Annotated in this window: 13 protein-coding genes; 1 reads left to right on the top strand and 12 read right to left on the bottom strand. The window is 64.8% G+C overall.

Features of this window, described 5'->3' with window-relative positions; genetic code table 11:
• Window positions 1-356: 356 nt before the first annotated feature.
• The 12 genes from AB0M24_RS38520 to AB0M24_RS38465 all read right to left on the bottom strand — a co-directional run bounded on the left by AB0M24_RS38520 (window position 357) and on the right by AB0M24_RS38465 (window position 12,735).
• Window positions 357-3,077, bottom strand: a complete 2,721-nt coding sequence (locus AB0M24_RS38520; RefSeq protein ID WP_363778423.1) for a BTAD domain-containing putative transcriptional regulator — start codon at window positions 3,075-3,077, stop codon at window positions 357-359.
• A gap of 296 nt (window positions 3,078-3,373) precedes the next feature.
• Window positions 3,374-3,811, bottom strand: a complete 438-nt coding sequence (locus AB0M24_RS38515) for a hypothetical protein (protein WP_363778422.1) — start codon at window positions 3,809-3,811, stop codon at window positions 3,374-3,376.
• A gap of 51 nt (window positions 3,812-3,862) precedes the next feature.
• Window positions 3,863-4,315, bottom strand: a complete 453-nt coding sequence (locus AB0M24_RS38510; protein WP_363778421.1) for a pilus assembly protein TadG-related protein — start codon at window positions 4,313-4,315, stop codon at window positions 3,863-3,865.
• Complete coding sequence (locus tag AB0M24_RS38505; RefSeq protein WP_363778420.1) at window positions 4,315-4,782, bottom strand: TadE/TadG family type IV pilus assembly protein; 468 nt, start codon at window positions 4,780-4,782, stop codon at window positions 4,315-4,317. Before AB0M24_RS38505 ends, AB0M24_RS38510 begins: the two co-directional genes overlap by 1 nt.
• On the bottom strand, window positions 4,779-5,261 hold the full coding sequence (locus AB0M24_RS38500) for a TadE/TadG family type IV pilus assembly protein (RefSeq protein ID WP_363778440.1): 483 nt from the start codon (window positions 5,259-5,261) through the stop codon (window positions 4,779-4,781). Before AB0M24_RS38500 ends, AB0M24_RS38505 begins: the two co-directional genes overlap by 4 nt.
• A 13-nt stretch (window positions 5,262-5,274) precedes the next feature.
• Window positions 5,275-5,460, bottom strand: a complete 186-nt coding sequence (locus AB0M24_RS38495) for a hypothetical protein (RefSeq protein ID WP_363778419.1) — start codon at window positions 5,458-5,460, stop codon at window positions 5,275-5,277.
• A 39-nt stretch (window positions 5,461-5,499) separates the two neighbouring features.
• Entirely contained in the window at window positions 5,500-6,393 is an 894-nt protein-coding gene (locus tag AB0M24_RS38490; RefSeq protein WP_363778418.1) for a type II secretion system F family protein, read from the bottom strand.
• Window positions 6,390-7,313, bottom strand: a complete 924-nt coding sequence (locus AB0M24_RS38485) for a type II secretion system F family protein (RefSeq protein WP_363778417.1) — start codon at window positions 7,311-7,313, stop codon at window positions 6,390-6,392. Before AB0M24_RS38485 ends, AB0M24_RS38490 begins: the two co-directional genes overlap by 4 nt.
• The gene (locus AB0M24_RS38480; protein WP_363778416.1) at window positions 7,310-8,761 is read right to left on the bottom strand and encodes an ATPase, T2SS/T4P/T4SS family; all 1,452 of its coding nucleotides are present in this window, start codon (window positions 8,759-8,761) and stop codon (window positions 7,310-7,312) included. Before AB0M24_RS38480 ends, AB0M24_RS38485 begins: the two co-directional genes overlap by 4 nt.
• Window positions 8,758-9,600 carry a chromosome partitioning protein gene (locus AB0M24_RS38475; protein ID WP_363778415.1) on the bottom strand — a complete coding sequence of 281 codons (843 nt, stop codon included), beginning with the start codon at window positions 9,598-9,600 and terminating at the stop codon, window positions 8,758-8,760. Before AB0M24_RS38475 ends, AB0M24_RS38480 begins: the two co-directional genes overlap by 4 nt.
• A gap of 1,671 nt (window positions 9,601-11,271) precedes the next feature.
• Window positions 11,272-11,595, bottom strand: a complete 324-nt coding sequence (locus tag AB0M24_RS38470; RefSeq protein ID WP_363778414.1) for a hypothetical protein — start codon at window positions 11,593-11,595, stop codon at window positions 11,272-11,274.
• Window positions 11,596-12,060: 465 nt separating this feature from the next.
• Entirely contained in the window at window positions 12,061-12,735 is a 675-nt protein-coding gene (locus tag AB0M24_RS38465; protein ID WP_363778413.1) for a prepilin peptidase, read from the bottom strand.
• Window positions 12,736-13,182: 447 nt separating this feature from the next.
• On the opposite strand from AB0M24_RS38465, the gene AB0M24_RS38460 reads away from it, so the two are divergent.
• A complete protein-coding gene (locus tag AB0M24_RS38460; protein WP_363778439.1) occupies window positions 13,183-15,378 on the top strand; it encodes a tetratricopeptide repeat protein in 2,196 nt (731 codons plus the stop codon).
• Window positions 15,379-15,512 lie beyond the last annotated feature (134 nt).

Genomic DNA, 15,512 nt, shown 5'->3' with positions numbered 1-15,512 from the left:
GAATCCCGAGCGTCCAACCGCGACACGCGACGAACCGGGTGCCAGAGTCTGCGTCCCACCACCGACCGACGTCGAGCGCAAGACCCTCCACGCTCACGTGCGCCCAGTCCGAATCGTCGACGAGCGTTCAGAACGGCGTCTCGGCCTCCGCGAGTTGCTCGTTCACCTGCACATCGTGCGTCTGCCCGGAGGAAACGACATGTCGACTGAGACTGATCATGGTGTCAACACAGTGAGACACACTGAGTTCCCGCAAGTCCCAGAAGATCGAGATGTCACGCGCGGCGAGAACCTACACAAATCCCTGATGAGCAGCCCTGTCGGCTGGGCTATGCCCGACCGACGCTCCTCGCTCGTCAGCTGGCCGCGGCGTCGCCGCGAGACACAGACCGCCGAGTGTCGCTGCGGCGTTGGAGGAACTCGGCAAGGTTGACTGTGTCGCCGCTCGGCCGCTGCCCGATGTCCTCAAGGGTCGTGGTGAGCAGTGCGAGCGCACGTGGGATGGCGGCATGCTGGCCGAGCCGGGCCTGGATCCGGATGATGTCGCGGTAGATGCCCTCGTTGTAGCGATCGAGCTTGCGTGCGCGCTCGAGCAACGCGAGCGCAGTTTCCGGCTCGCTGTCGCTCAAGGCCTGGATCAGGGCGCCGAGCGCATCAAGTACATCGCGGCGGACTGATTCGCGGAAGGGCTCGACCCAGGACGCTGTCAGGTCTTCAGCGAGGTCACCGTGATAGAGCTCGACTGCCCTGGTCAGCAGAGCATGAGCGTTGCGGTCAGCAGGTCGTGGAACCTGAAGGACATCCTGGAGTTGCCAGAGGTCGACCGTTACCAGGTCAGAATTGAGCTGGTAACGACCATCGTCATTGACTACGAGATCGGTCAACGCACCGTCGGTTGCACTGCCTAGGGCGCGACGCAGGAGCGACAGCGTGTTGTGGAAGCTGTTGTACGGCCGTGGCGGCTTGCTGTCAGGCCATACAGCGTCGTTGAGAGCCTCACGCCGCGCGCCCTCAGAGTGCAAAGCAAGGTAGAGAAGCACTTCGCGCTGCTTCGGAGTGAGTGCACTGTCCAGCTCACGTTTGCCGTAGTCGCGCAGGATGAGCTGGACATGTCCCAGGACACGAATGGCCACTGGTCGCTGCGGTGATCCCTGCTCGTCGTTGACGGATTGGTGATGTTCGTCCGCTCGCAATGACGAGGCTCCAGCATCCTCATGTTCAGTGCTCAGGTTGTCGTCGCATCCGGTCGCCGCATCTATCGGCGTCTGCGCGGGAAGCTCAGGCGCGGCTTGAAGGTCGTCCTGCCGCAGTGCTGACGGTGTGGCTTGATGAACGGTGTCCGGGAGCTGGATCTCGTCGTTCGCCATCCCGTGATCGCGGCTCGGAATCCCGAGGTCGAGTCGTTCTGCGTCGCGGAGCACGCGGAGCAAGTCACTCGCGTCAGCAGCCGGCAGGGTGAACAGCCGGGTATCAGCGAGGGCGGCGCCGAGGCCGGGACTGGTCGCGCTGACGGTGCCGTCAAGGCGAGTCCGGATGGTCGCACCTGGCCGCCATTGACCGAGCAGGATGCCGGCCAAGCCGAGGGCGGAGCCGTTGTCGAGGACAGCTTGCAGGCGGCGCTCAGCGTGTGAGGCAGGGCTGGCGAGTAGTACGAGCGAGCCGAAGGTGATCAGCGAGTCAGCCTCATCGATCACGTGGCGCGTTCGGGTGAGCAGGGCGGTTTCCATCTCCTCGAGCGCGGCGTCGAGGGAGTCGACCACCAGCACAGTGGATGGAAGGTTCTCGACACCCGTTCCATCGAAGAACAACAACAGGTCACTGGCCGGAACGATCACGCTGGGACCGGTGGTCGGTTGCCCAGGCGTTGTGAGGAGGTGCAGCAGCAGCGCGCGAGCGGCAGCCATCGCACCAGGCCCGGTCAGGCCCAGCCCACGGGCACTGGCGAGGTTGAGTGCGAGCTCGTGTCCGCCACGCACGCCGACCCTCGCAGGAACGGGTGCTGGTGCATCGTCGGGTTCGACGGATCCGGCCGCGGTGATGTGGATTCGGGGCGGAGCCGTCGTGAGGTCGACGAACTCGACGTCGTCAATCGGGCCTGGGTTGTCGCCGTTTTCGTCGGGGCCTTGAGCGACGCGTAGGGCTCGGACCACGGGCGCGATCGTCCGCTCGAGGTCGCTGCGGTCGCCGCTGCCGATGCGATAGCGCCGCCGGCGGGCGAGGCGTGCTGTCATGACCGCGGCCGCGATCCCTGCGGCCAAAGCGAGGCTTACAAAGGCGCCAGTGATCAGGTCCAACCCCGGTTCTGACTGATCGGTGTCGTGTTCGCCCGCCTGATCTATCTCGTCCGGCGTCGTAGCTGGCGCGGGTTGTGTTGAAGTGGGCGTGCTCGGAGGCACAGGCCGCTCGGTTGGAAGCTGCGGCGGTTGTTCATCCTGCGGGTGCACGTCGGGCGGTGTGGGGATGTAGGCGGTGATCTTCCAGCCAGGACGCACGAGGTTGGGGCTGGTCAGTGCGTGGCCGTCCAGCTGCTCGACACCGCGATTGAGCTGGAACAGCTCAGGCCAGCGGGGCCCACCACCAGGCCCGTAGATGCGTTCAGCTACGCGCCACAGGCTGTCATAGATCCCGTCTCGCGGGAGCCGGACTTCCTCCGTGGCCTGGACCGTACCTGGCGGTGCCGGTGCTGCTCGGTCGATCACCAGGGTCGTCTGAGGCGCTACGGCCACGGCGACCTCGGCGGAGGTGATGGTCACGCCCGGAATCAGCGGTGCACTAACAGCGATGGGCGCGGGCCCGTTTGCGAGGGCCGCCGCCGGCGCTGTCACGGTGTAGGGAGCGCGGTTGCCGAGCAGAGTCAGCACGATGCTGCCGATCAGCGCGGCGGCGATCCCGTGCAGCGGGCCGGGCGGACGGACCTGCGGCCAGGTGATGCCCCGCGCAGCGTCGATGGCGCAGCGGAAGACGTCGAGGGTGAAGACGAACCAGACGATCCAGCACAGCACCGCGAGGCTGTCGAGAAGGAGCTGGGGGCTCATCGGGTTGAGCAATGTCGCCTGGATTTCGCCCCAGGTCGGCATGTGGTCGGGCAGGGGCCAACCCACGAAGTACGCGAGAGCCCATGGGAGGCCAAGAAGGAGAGTCGCAAGTAAAAGAGCAGCAAGGATTCCGCGGATGAGCCGGACGACGTACCGTCGCGCCGCTGCCTGGGTCCAGCCGACCTGGCGGCCAGTGTTGTGGTGCCGTGTCGTCTTCCGATGAGTGGCGTGTGCGGTCACGACATGCTCAATTCCGTGGTGGGAAAGGGTCTATGCCTCGTTGGTCGCTTCCGTGCGAATGCGTTCAAGGCTGTGCGCCCACAGGGCGGCGACGTCTCTCATGCCACCTCGGCCGGGACGCGCGCTGAGGCTTGCAGGGCATCGGCAGCACTCGACGCGTGCGCTGTCGAGGTGGGAAGTCGACCCGTCGACGGAGTTTCCGTCGTGGCAACGTCGTGGGGAGCATCGCTCTTTGCGGTCGACGTGCCAGCAGTCGCCCGCTTGCGCCTCGGACGAGTCGCCTTCCGGCTATTGAGCCACTGATTGAGGTCTGCGGCCGGAACGTCGGTGAATCTCGCCAACTCATCGATCTCGATTACGTCGCTGGACTCAGCGATTACGTCGCCGAGTTCTCGGTCGATGTCGGCCAGCTGTTCGGCTACGGCGGCCCGTCGCTTGGCGAGATCGCCGACTCTCGCAGCGGTTGCAGATCGCTTGGCTCCGCGGTCAGCATCAGCTTCTTTGACGCGACGCTGGATCTCCTCGGTTGTAAGCATCGTGGTCTCCTTCTGTGCGGTGCCTGTGCTTGGCTCGAGCAGTGAGCCGGGTTATGGGAGAACTCCGGATATGCCGCGATGCGGTTGGGCCTGCCCGGCTCCGGTCACTGTGATCGATCCGATGCCAGCGAGTCCGAGGAGTTGGGTTCGCTCGTTGATGGTGACCGTGACGTTGATCGTGTTGCCATTGACCGACACGGTGCCGGTGTGTCCGGCAACAGTGAGGTAGTTGTGAGCGGCAGTGCTGGCCTGTTGCGCTGCCAAACGCAAGCTCCCGTCGGCACGGTAGGCAGCTAGGTCGATCTCCTGAGCTCCTGCCCGCGCGGCCTCCTGGGCCTCACCGATCGCTCGGATCTTTGCTGCCAAGGCCAGTCCGCCGTCGAGTACGAGGCCAGCGAACAAGAGTGCCGCGACAGCGACGATGACGACGAAGGCCGTCACCCTGCCGCGCTCGTCTTCGCACACCTGACTCATTCGGTTGCGCACCAACGTGAATGGTTCCATCACACGCTCCCGGTGTGGTTGAGCGACGGTATGCCGCGCCAGACATCGACTGGAGAGGAGAAGCTGGAACGGAAGGTCCTAGTTCCTGGTACGCCCAGAGCTGTGAGGTCACTGAGGCCGACGCTGCAGGACACCGTGACGATCACCGTGGCCCCAGGCTTGAACCCATTCACATCGGTGGAAACTGACAACGATTGGCAGCTGATTCCTGCAGAGGCCAATGCGGCGTTGGCAGTGGCTTCGGCGTTGGCGACTGCTTGCGATGATGTTCGAGCGAGGGTTGCGGCACGAGCCGCTTGGTGCGCGACATCGTTGATCCGCAGCTTGGTCTCGGCCAGTCGACCGCAGAGCACAACGAGCAACAACAGCAGGATCAGGAGCGGTGCCAAGAGAGTGAGCTCAACTGCGGCTGAGCCTCGCTCATCTCGCTGAGCCGTCAGGATCAAGAGGCGAACGCGTTCAGTCATGGTGCTGCCACCTCGCCGTCGATCAGCGGCGTGAATTTCTCCACGGGCCCAACAGCTTCGGATTGCACCGTGAAGGTCGTGAGCGGGATCAAGGCGATCACCGTTCCCTTCACGGTCACAGACGCTCGGGTTGGCCCTCGTTGGACGTTCATCGACGTCTCCCTCAAAGGACCGGTCCCCAGTTGGGAGAGAATCTGCTGTCCCTTGGCATAGCCGGTTACGGCGCTGCCGCCTGAGACGCGAGCGGCGGATAAGGCCTGCGCGGCCGCCGCTTGAGCGATGTGCGTAGCGTGCATGTAGAGGGCGAACTGTGCGCCAAGCAGAAGCAGCAAGAGCAGCAGCGGCATGGCGATGACCAGTTCAACTGTGCCAGCCCCACGCTGATCGCTCCGCAGTCCACACAGTCGTCCTCGCGTGTATGACCAGGCTGAAGACCTGCGCGTGGTTCTCCGTCCAACTCGACGTTCGTTGTGCGGCATGACGTCCACCGACCTACAGGTTGATGCTGTTGGCTTTCTGGATGGCCTTCACGGCTACGACCGCCACGGCTGCGAGAGCAAGTGAGACCAGCAGTGCAGTCACGACGACCGCTTCGGTCGAGTAACCGCGGTTGTCGTTGCGTAGCCGCTCCAGTTCGACGCGGATGTGTGCGACTAGAATCTGAAACTCTGTGAACATCGTCTTCTCCCTTACAAAGTCCTAAATAGACAGATACTGTTAGAGCCCTCCAAGTACGCTCGCTAGCGCCGGGAATCCGATGAAGGTGAGGAAGGCGCCGAAGAGAATCACGACAGGCAGGCTCATCCGCTCGGTAGCGGCTTGTCCTTCTCCTTCGGCGTCAGTGAGTTCACGCGTGCGAAGCGCCGCCGCCTTCGCTGCGAGACTGAAGCGCACGCGAGCGCCTTCGGTCCCGGCGAGGCTGACCGACGCGGCCAGCTCTGACAGCTGGTGCACGTCGAGCTCAGTGCCGAGCTGACCAAGCGCGGACCAAGGCGTGGTTCGGGTCAGCTTGGCCGTGATCAGCGCGCGGCGAAGCTGCTGGAATGCCCATCCTTTGCCGATACCGACCGCATCGGACAACGCTCCATCGACGCCCGCGCCACCGGCCAGCAGTACCCGGATCAGGTTGAGGTAAGCCGACAGGGCGTGGCGGAAGGTGGAGCGGCGTCGCTCGGCCTCTTGACGAACGCTGAGGTCTGGGAACAGGAATCCGCCAAGGGCGAGAACGAGACTCGCGATGGCCGGAATCTCCCAACCAAGGCCCACGTCTGCCACGGTGAGGAACAGGTAGATGAGAGTCGGCAGCAGCAGCCCTGTCAGCGCCAACGTGGCCTTCTCAGCGAGATGGTGCTCAATGCCCTTTCCGGTGACCGCGAGGTCGTTGCGCAGCTTGCGGTTGGGCAATCCGAGCAAGGCCAACGGCTTGACGAACGGGCGGCCAATGCGCAGAGCCCAACCGTCGGAGTCCGCAGTGAGGATCGGCGGCGGCTCGGGCACCGTGTGCAACCGGTCGACCAGGGCTCGCAAGGGCGGCCGCGGCGGGAAGGCATAGATTGCCAACGCCCACAATCCGACACCAAACCCCGCTCCCCAAAGCAATGTGCTGATCATGACGACGCCCCCGTGTCGGTGAGCATGTGGGCGATGTCCACCTCGGTGTCGTGTTGCCGGACAGCTCCGAGCTCCGTCAGGAACCTCTCGGGTTCGTGCAGGCGCGCGATCCTGGCCAGCCACGCGAAAGCGATGGCGAACAGCGCGCCGACGATCAGCAGCATGATCTGCCCGAATGCGGAGTCGTACGGCGCGAGATAGCCACGGTTGAGCAGCACCAGGCCGACGGCGAAGGACAGCGTGGTGATCACGATGACGCGCACGCTGGTTCGAGTGCGGGCGCGGCCGGCTTCGACACGCATCCGCATGGATGCTTGTTCGCGTGCCTCGTTCGCGAGTTCACCGAGCAGCTCGGCCAGCTGGCGGGCCTGGTGTTCGGAGGCGAGAACGAGGGCGGAGATCACCAGGTCTGCTGTCGGATCGTGCAGCTGATCAGCAAGTTGGCGCAGCGAGGGGGCGAGTCGTTCGCCGCGCTCCAGCCGGACTGCGAGCTCGGTGATCTCGTCTCGGATGGCCACGGGACAAGCAGGCGCGGTAGCGAGGATGGCCTGTTCCAGACCTGCCGCGGCCACAAGGGTGTCGCGCAGCATCTCGGTCCACCCGGCGATCGCCTCGATGCGTTCGAGGTGGTGCTTGTGGTCGATGTTCGCGCCGAGGATCCGCGGTAGACAGACGACCGCGAACGCGACCAGGACCGCGCCGATCACCCACCCGGTGACCGTGCCGACAGCCAGGCCCACGACGGCAGCCACGACCAACTGGCCGACTTGTTTGCGGTCGGGGCGCGCAGCGAGCCAGACGCTCAGCTTCGACGACGTAGCTGGGCCTATAGCACGGCCACGCAGCCCTGCCACGATGAGCAAGACACCCACGGCTGCGCCAGCGCCGAGCAAGCCGAACAAGGCGGCGGTCGCGGTCACGGTGTCCACCACCCATCGCGCCGCTCGGACAAGTCCGGGTCATAGCCCCGTTCGACGAGCAGGTCGAGGGTGTCGGTGCGCAGCGGAGCACCTGGCACCGCGCGCAGATCTGGGCCTGGCCTCCAGACCTCGTTGCTGATGATCTGGGCGCCGTCGGCTCCGACGACTTCGCGGATGGAGGAGACGACGCGTTTGCTTGAGTCGTCGCGTGGCTTCTCGAGGTGCACTACGAAGTGCAGTGCGGCGGCCACCAGCAGGTTGGTCGCCTCCATCGGGAGCCGTTCGGGGCCTTGCACTGCGTAGGCGGCTAGCTTGGTGAAGGCTCCTTGGCTGCTGGACGAGTGGAGGGTGCCCATGCTGCCGTCGTTGCCCATAGACATCGCATTGGTCAGTGGGATGACCTCGGGGCCGCGGACCTCGCCAACGATGACCCGGTCCGGCGACATTCGCAGGGACTGCCAGACCAGGTCTGACAGTGAGATCGCGCCTTGGCCTTCGATGTTCGGCTCGCGGGCCTGCAGCGCCACCACGTCGGGGTGCGCGTCGGCGTCTTCCTCGAGGCCGAGTTCGAAGACATCCTCGATGGTGATCAGTCGTTCCCAGGGCGGGATGGCCGATGCGAGGCCGCGCAGCAAGGTGGTCTTGCCGATCGCCGTGCCGCCGGTGACCAGGATGTTGCGCTTGGCTCGCACGAGTGCCCCTAGGAAGCTCTCCAGGGCGAGGTCGATGGTGCCGTTTCCACGCAGTTCGGCGAGGGTGACCTTGGTGAACCGGTGACGGCGAATGCTCACTGACGGTCGCGCGGTTACTGCCATGACGGCTGAGACGCGCTCTCCGCCGGGAAGTTGGAAGTTCACGATCGGGCTGCCGCGGTCGAATCGCCGTTCCTCCACACCGCTGCGGGTGGCGAGATCGCGGATGAGCTCAATCAGCTCGGTGTCGGATCCCACCACCGGTGGCAATCGGTGGCGGCTACCGTCGGCGCGCTTGACGAAGACGTGGTCGCCGTTGATGTTGATGTTCTCGATCTCGGTGTCGGCCAGGAGTGGTTCCAGTCCAGCCAGACCAAAGACTTCGTCGAGTACCTGGTTGATGAGCCGCTGTTCGACGTCGGGCGGCACCAGCATTCCGCCGGTAGCGGAGTTGCGGAGCTCGGCCTGAGCATGTGCCTCGGCAGCGTCGGTCAGGATTGCCTGGGCGAGCTGGCGGCGTCGCGGTCCGTCGATCGGTGGCCGGCCAGCAGACTCGTCAGCACGAATGCGTTGAGTGAGCTGGGAGGAGAGCTCATGACGCAGGTGCTGGCGCAGTCGTTCGATGGCTGCCGTCTCGTCGGCCGGCTGGAAGGGAATCTGCGCGGGACCTGGCGGATGTTGTGTCGTAAGCAAGTTCGGGCTGGCGCCGTTGGCCGAGGTGGTCATGCGTAGGTCGCCAAGCTTGGGCCGCGTCATGGTGCCACCACCCCATTGCCTAAGCTCGGCGCGGGCAGCTGCGGGACGGCACTCAAGGTGGCTTCCCCTGGACGTGCCAGCTGCAGCTGCGGTGCGTGGGTGCCGTCGTGGATCGGCTGTTGTGAGGTCACGTGGACGTTGAGCGCGATCTTGGCGGCGGCACGGCCGAGAGCGGATTTGCTGAGGCCGCGTCGGCTAATGCTCTGACCGCACAAAGCAGCTGCGCCTTTGATATCGCGAGGTACGCGAGCCATGACGGGGACGCGGAGGGTCTGTGACACCTCCGGGGTTGGGTAGCCGTCTCCGATCAGGACGAAGCACGGGCGGCGAGACCACTGCTGGGCCACCTGCAACTTGAGTGCGACGTGTGCGAGTTCGTCATCGTGAGGACGGGCGACGAGCAGCATCACGTCTGCGCTGCGGATGATCGCGAGCGCAGGTGAGTCTGGGTCGACCCGGCCGCAGTCAGCGATGACCGTGCTGCCAGATTGGTCAGCGGCTCGACGCAGCGGAGACAGCGGTCCCAGTGCCAGTACGCCGAGGGCGGCGCGTGCTTGTTCGGCGCCAACCGGGCCGAGTACCACTCGTAGCCCTCCAGGTAGGAGCTGGGCGTGCTGGGCCAGCAGGTTGGGGTCGGTGCCGCCGCGGCGGCGGGTTGCTGCTGCCAGGCTGACCAGACCGGGGGTGTCCCGCAGACGGAAGCGGGCCATGAGGTCGCCGCCAGCCGGGTCGACCTCGACCACGATCGGGTTTTGCTGGCCTGGCCAGCGGGCGCCGAGAGCCGTGGCGAGGGTGGTCACGCCGGGCGACCCTTTCAGTGAGCAAACGGCGATGAGCATTAGCGGCCTCCTCCTGCGATCGCGACCAGGCTTAGCTGTCCAGCTGGAGCAGCCGCCAGTGCGCGTGCGTCCGATTCGGACAGTTGCAGGGACACGACTGTGGTCTGTTCGGTCTCGCGCGTTGCGACGCCAGCCACTACGGCGGTCCACGACGACGTCTGCCCTGTTCCCGTTGCAGTTCCAGGTGTTGTGCTCTGCCCTTGCGTGGTCAGCACTGTCACCGTGGTCCCAGGGGAGAGATCAGGCGGGAACTGCCCCGGTTTGAGTCCCACCGCGGCGATGGCCTTGCCAGGGACTGGAATTAGCGGCGCGCCGAGAGCAGAGCGGGTCAGCAAAGAACCGGCGGGCAGGCTGAATGCGATGGGTTGTCCCACTACTGCGGATGTAGCCGCCGCAGGCATTAGGTCCACGCCGCTGTTCCTCGGCATGCCGATCTGTTTGAGGTCCTGCGCAGACAAGATCTGGCCTACGGCAACGGGACGGGCCAACGCAAGCACGCTCTCGCGGTCACCTAGCTGCATGCCGGCGAAGACACCTCCGGCCGCGCACACGAGAACCAGAAGGACACCAAGCGAGAGGTACGGCACGCTGCGGCGTCGAGCACCGCCGGTCAGACGCGAGGGAACCTTGCCATCACGGTCCGTCCACGCGTTCGACGATGCCTTTCGCGTCGTCGTATCGGTACTGGTCGAAGCTGCGGTTGTTGTCACCACCTACCTCCTTCAGGCATGGCGCCATCGCGACGCGCCGACTCAGGTGTCAGACGTGCCTTGGTTCGAACCTGGTGTTTCGTTCTGAACGCCCGCCTTCGTAAGGCGATAGGCGTGGTTCAGCCGGCCGCGATCCCCTGGCTTTCGGCAACCCGTAGGTCCACTGCGGCTGAGGTGGTCATGTTCGGGAACGCTCCGGCTTGTCCTGCACCGGACCACGTCACGGTCCAGTTCACGGTTGCCGTGACAGAAAATGCGTCGGCGGGCTGCCCTGCTGACGACTTCCGGTAGGTGTAGCCGCAGTCAGGCGACGCGCTCTTCGGGTCTCGATCTGCGGTGTAGGGAGTGCCTGAGGTGCTGCAGGTGATTGAGCCGCCATCTCCCATGGACCAGGTCACCGAGACGGGCTTGGCCATAGCGGTCACGGATACACCCGGCACGGAGGCGGTGGCCGAGACTGGCGTCCATCCGCCTGAGAGCCACAACCAGGTCGGGAGGTTCACCAGCTGGGTTCCGCCCGGACTCGCTGAGATACTGGGCCGCGGCATCTGCAACCGCTTGCGCGCGATCTGCGCGACCTGCTCAGGTGATGGCGTCGCGGGACGCTGTGCGCCGGCAGGGATCCAGACCGGACCGTGCGAGTCAGGATCCTTGCCATCCGGCGAACACAGAACCATGAACCAGCCACCAGATTCCTTCTGCTGTCCCTCCGGCGGCTGGCCATCAACTGGCACGTAGCGACAGCCGAAACCTTCGTCGCCAGACGCGTTGTCGCCGCTGGTGTTGTTGTGCCCGTGGCTCGTCGAGTGGTCTGGGCGAGTGCCTGCCGAGACGTCGCATACCGGAGAGGGCCGTTGGTTACAGTTCGTTCCGCCCCAGATGTCGTCGGCGAGTGCTGGCGTTGTTCCTCCTGCAAACAGTCCTAACGTTGCTAGCGCTACCAGTGTTGTGGTTCGTCGCATCACTTACACGTCCCAAGGTCATGGACGCCGAAGTCGGTTACCTTCCACTTCCCGTCCGCTTGTTTCTCCACGATGGCGTTGATGAGCCGCCTGCCACCTGGCACGTCGTCGGCAAGCTGACCGTTGTCCTTGCGATACTTGAGCGCGTTGGTCGAGTCGCCGCAGTCGGTGATCGTCACTTTCCGCGGGTCACTAGCTGGATCCACGGCGGACACTTGTGGGCTGAGAGTTGGGCTCCCCTTGGTAACCAGCCCCTTGTCCTGGTCCGCGCGCAGGCTCCGCGTCAGCTTGTCCAGGGCGATTCCCGTTGCGTGCTGCCCCAACGCGGGAGACTGCCAGTCAGACGTCATCCCCGCTGCGGCGAAGGCAGACCACATCGCTCGATAGGCCGAGACCGCGCTATCTCGAGCGACGTCAGCAGGAACCCCCGTTGATGACGACGGTGGTCGAGACGACGAGCCAACGTTTGTACTGTCAAAAGCGTGCTGGTCGCATGCCGTCAGTGCGCTCACCACGCCTCCCAGAATGAGAAGGCATACAGCCCTTTTCATCGCGGCCTCCAAACGGGATACGTGAACGGTGGTGCCGAGGTGGCCCCTCGTGAGGGCGCGGGGGCCACCTCGACTGGCACGCCCGGCGCGAAGCTGACGTCCGGGCGGAGGTAGTCGGCGAGAGCGACCTGCACGATCAACATGAAGATCGCTGTAGCGCGGTGTAGCGCCCGCGGCGCCTCGTACGCGATGACGGGGCTCTCGTCCTTGAGCGGCGGACACATCAAGCCACCTCCGTCACACGTGGAGAACCGTATAGATCGACCCCACGATCAGCGCAGGGCCGAGAGCAGTGTGGTCGCGGAGGCTGATACGCCTGGCCGCGAGCAGAACCAGGTTCGCGATCCCTGCGAGAACGAGACCAGCGATGAGTCCGAATAGGACGTACTGCCATCCGAACCATCCAAGGAAGGCCGCGAACGTCGTAGCGAGCGTTACGTCGCCGAACCCAAGATCCGCGCGAAGCCGAAGGTAGATCACAAACGACACCAAGAACACCACCACCGCGGCCGCCCCTGCACGAGCAAGCGGTCCAACGCTGCGCTCTGCGACACCAATGACGCTGAACTGGACGAGTCCGCCAGCAAGCAGTACTGCGACCACGCGGTGTGGTAGCTGGTGGCAACTCCAATCGATCAATACGAGCAGGAAACCTAGGATCACCATCCAGGCGACGACCGCCACCGCCACGGATGGCACCACCCAGGCGACATGGATCAGTGTGGCGCTGAGGAACGCACCGGCCGAGAGAAGCGGACGCCAGCCAATCCTCGCTGAAAGGTCGCACGACATCGTTTTGCCGTGCGCGATCGAGTGGCTGAGGATCAAGGCTGCCGGCCCTGCGACTGCTCCGAGCGTTCCACAGAACAGGAAGATCGACGTATCGCCGTCCAGCGGTGTCAACGTCCACACAAGACACCTCCCTGCTTCTGAAATCTGAGACTTGGTGCTGTCTCCCAGGTCTACACCGTGACCCCCTACTTGCTTCAACGTGCGTAAGGCACGGACCTTGAAGTCAGAATGAGAAGCCAGGAGGAATGGTCACTCGTTTGGGTTAACTTTGAGCCACTTGAGATCGGGTACCGGCGGTTAACGCAAGCGTGGTAACTATCGACGGTGCCAAACGATCCTGACCCCAAGGTCGACGCTGTCAATCACGTCTACGGCGATGTCCACGGGAGTGTGGTCCAGGCTGGCTCTATCGACGGTGGCGTTCGGATTCACAACCACTATGGCCTGGGACGACCGGTGGTGGGATTGCCGTACCGGGCCGGGGTGGTGCCGCCCAGGGCTGCGTCGTTTCAACGCCGTGACGGCTCCGGGCTGCGGGTCGGCCTGGCCGGGACTGATGCCAGCACGATGGTGCGTCCCTTGAGCGGTCCGGGCACGAGAGTGGTGTGCGGGTTAGGCGGGGTGGGCAAGACCCAGCTCGTCGTGGACTTCGCGGAGACCGTGTGGGCCGCGGGTGAAGTGGATCTGCTGGTGTGGATCACCGCCGGTTCCCGTGAGCTGGTGGTGTCCAGCTATGCCCGTGTGGCTGCGGACTTGATCGGTGTCGAAGACGCTGAGCCGGATCATGGGGCTGCGCGGTTCATGTCGTGGCTGGCCAGCACTGCAGCACGCTGGCTGGTGGTGCTCGACGATGTGCAGAGCCCGGCAGATCTGCGGGGATTGTGGCCGCCGGGGACAACGACTGGGACAGCTGTGGTGACCACTCGGCGGCGAGACGCCGCGCTGCGCGGCTACGGGCGTCACGTAGTCGATCTCGATGTCTTCACCTCAGAGGAAGCGCACGCCTATCTGCGGACCGCGCTCTCCGACCGTCCGCGACTGCTCGACGATGCCGACGCGGTTGCGGCGGATCTGGGGTGTCTGCCCCTCGCGCTGGCCCAGGCGGTCGCCTACATGCGCGACCGCAACCTGTCCTGTTCCGCTTACCGGGCGCGATTAGCGGATCGTCGACACTCGTTGGCGGCGTTGGTACCTGAGGACGATGAACTGCCCGATGAGCATCGGGCCACGGTGTCCGCGACCTGGTCGTTGTCTATCGAACAGGCCAACCGGTTGCGTCCGCGTGGCCTCGCCGGCCCGCTGCTGGAGGCCGCGAGCTTGCTGGACACCAGCGGCGTCCCGATCGCGGTGATGTCTGCACCGGCCGTGCTGGAGTTGCTCGCTGGCAGCGCGGGGCAAGTGGTTAGTGCACAGGACGCGGAGGACGGCCTGGCATGTCTACATCGTCTGAGCCTGATCACTCTCGACCCGGAGTCACAGACACGGACGGTGCGGGTGCACGCGCTCGTTCAGCGCGCCACTCGCAACATCATGACCATAGAACGCGCGCAGTTGTTGGCACGCACATGTGCCAACGCACTGACACAGGTGTGGCCAGACATCGAGCGTGATACCGACCTAAGTCTGGTGCTGCGTGGCAACGCTTACTCGCTCAACGCAGCCGCGGGCGACCATCTGTGGGCATCGGATATCGGCTGCCACCACGTGTTGTTTCGGTTAGGACGCAGCCTCGGCGACTGCGGACTGTATGCGGAAGCCAAGGGCTACTTCGACATGCTCCACACAGTCGCCGACCGCACTCTAGGGCCCGATCACTCCACAACCTTGACCACCCGTTACAACCTCGCCCGGTCAATGGGCGAAGTCGGTGACACTGTTGGGGCGGCAACGGCCTTCGGGCAGCTACTCGCCGATCACCTACGGGTACTCGGACCTGACCACCCCGACACCCTGACAACTCGTTTTGACCTCGCACTGTGGCAGGGCAAAGCCGGTGACCTGGCCGGAGCAATAGCGGCCTTCGTGCAACTGCTCACCGATCATCTACGGATACTCGGACCTGACCACCCTGACACCTTGAGGACCCGTTACCGCCTTGCGCACTGTCGGGGTGAAGTCGGCGACCTGGCGGGAGCAGCAGCGGCTTTCGAGCAACTGCTCGCTGACCATCTGCGGGTATTTGGCCCTGAGCACCCTCACACCTTGACGACCCGCCACAACCTCGCACACTTTCAGGGTGAGGCAACAGACCCGGCCGGAGCCGTAACGGCCTATGAGCGGGTGCTTGCTGATCGGATACGGGTGCTCGGACCGGAGCATATCGATACCTTGAGGTCCCGCCACCAACTCGCCTACTGGCGGGGCAAGGCTGGTGACCCGGCTGGAGCTGTAACGGCCATCGAACAGCTTCTCGCCGACCGTCTGCGGGTGTTTGGCCCCGACCACCCCCACACACTGACGACCCGCCACAACCTCGCACAGTGGCAGGGCGAAACCGGCGACGCGTCCGGAGCAGCGGTGGCCCTCGAGCGGGTACTTGCCGACCAGCAACGGGTGTTTGGCCCCGACCACACCCGCACCTTGACGACCCGTCACAACCTTGCGCGGTGGCGGGGTGAAGCCGGTGATCCGGCCGGTGCGGCCGCGGCTCTCGAGCAGTTGCTTGCGGATCGGATGCGGGTACTCGGACCTGACCACCCCCACACCCTGGCCACCCGTGACAACCTCGCCTACTGGATGAAGCAGTCGTCGTCAGACAGCTAGCGGACTGGCCCAGCCGTGCTCCCACGTAGGACAGGGTGACATGATCACGGATGTAGCTCTTGTGAAGGTACTTCTGGATCCTCAGCATGCCGAGGAACGCCTTCACGGCGTCCGAGTCAATGTAGTTGCTGTTG

Source organism: Lentzea sp. NPDC051838 (assembly GCF_040681245.1).
GTDB lineage: Bacteria > Actinomycetota > Actinomycetes > Mycobacteriales > Pseudonocardiaceae > Lentzea.
The sequence above is the reverse complement of the archived record's forward strand: the minus strand, read 5'-3'. Positions and strand labels throughout refer to the sequence as shown.

Bases quoted from the DNA above. Each gene is read 5' to 3' on its own strand.
- AB0M24_RS38515 (WP_363778422.1), bottom strand. From the start codon at position 3,811: ATGCTTACAACCGAGGAGATCCAGCGTCGCGTCAAAGAAGCTGATGCT.
- AB0M24_RS38495 (WP_363778419.1), bottom strand. From the start codon at position 5,460: ATGTTCACAGAGTTTCAGATTCTAGTCGCACACATCCGCGTCGAACTG.
- AB0M24_RS38500 (WP_363778440.1), bottom strand. From the start codon at position 5,261: ATGCCGCACAACGAACGTCGAGTTGGACGGAGAACCACGCGCAGGTCT.
- AB0M24_RS38475 (WP_363778415.1), bottom strand. From the start codon at position 9,600: ATGCTCATCGCCGTTTGCTCACTGAAAGGGTCGCCCGGCGTGACCACC.
- AB0M24_RS38520 (WP_363778423.1), bottom strand. From the start codon at position 3,077: ATGCCGACCTGGGGCGAAATCCAGGCGACATTGCTCAACCCGATGAGC.
- AB0M24_RS38490 (WP_363778418.1), bottom strand. From the start codon at position 6,393: ATGATCAGCACATTGCTTTGGGGAGCGGGGTTTGGTGTCGGATTGTGG.
- AB0M24_RS38505 (WP_363778420.1), bottom strand. From the start codon at position 4,782: ATGACTGAACGCGTTCGCCTCTTGATCCTGACGGCTCAGCGAGATGAG.
- AB0M24_RS38460 (WP_363778439.1), top strand. From the start codon at position 13,183: ATGGTGCGTCCCTTGAGCGGTCCGGGCACGAGAGTGGTGTGCGGGTTA.
- AB0M24_RS38510 (WP_363778421.1), bottom strand. From the start codon at position 4,315: ATGGAACCATTCACGTTGGTGCGCAACCGAATGAGTCAGGTGTGCGAA.
- AB0M24_RS38480 (WP_363778416.1), bottom strand. From the start codon at position 8,761: ATGACGCGGCCCAAGCTTGGCGACCTACGCATGACCACCTCGGCCAAC.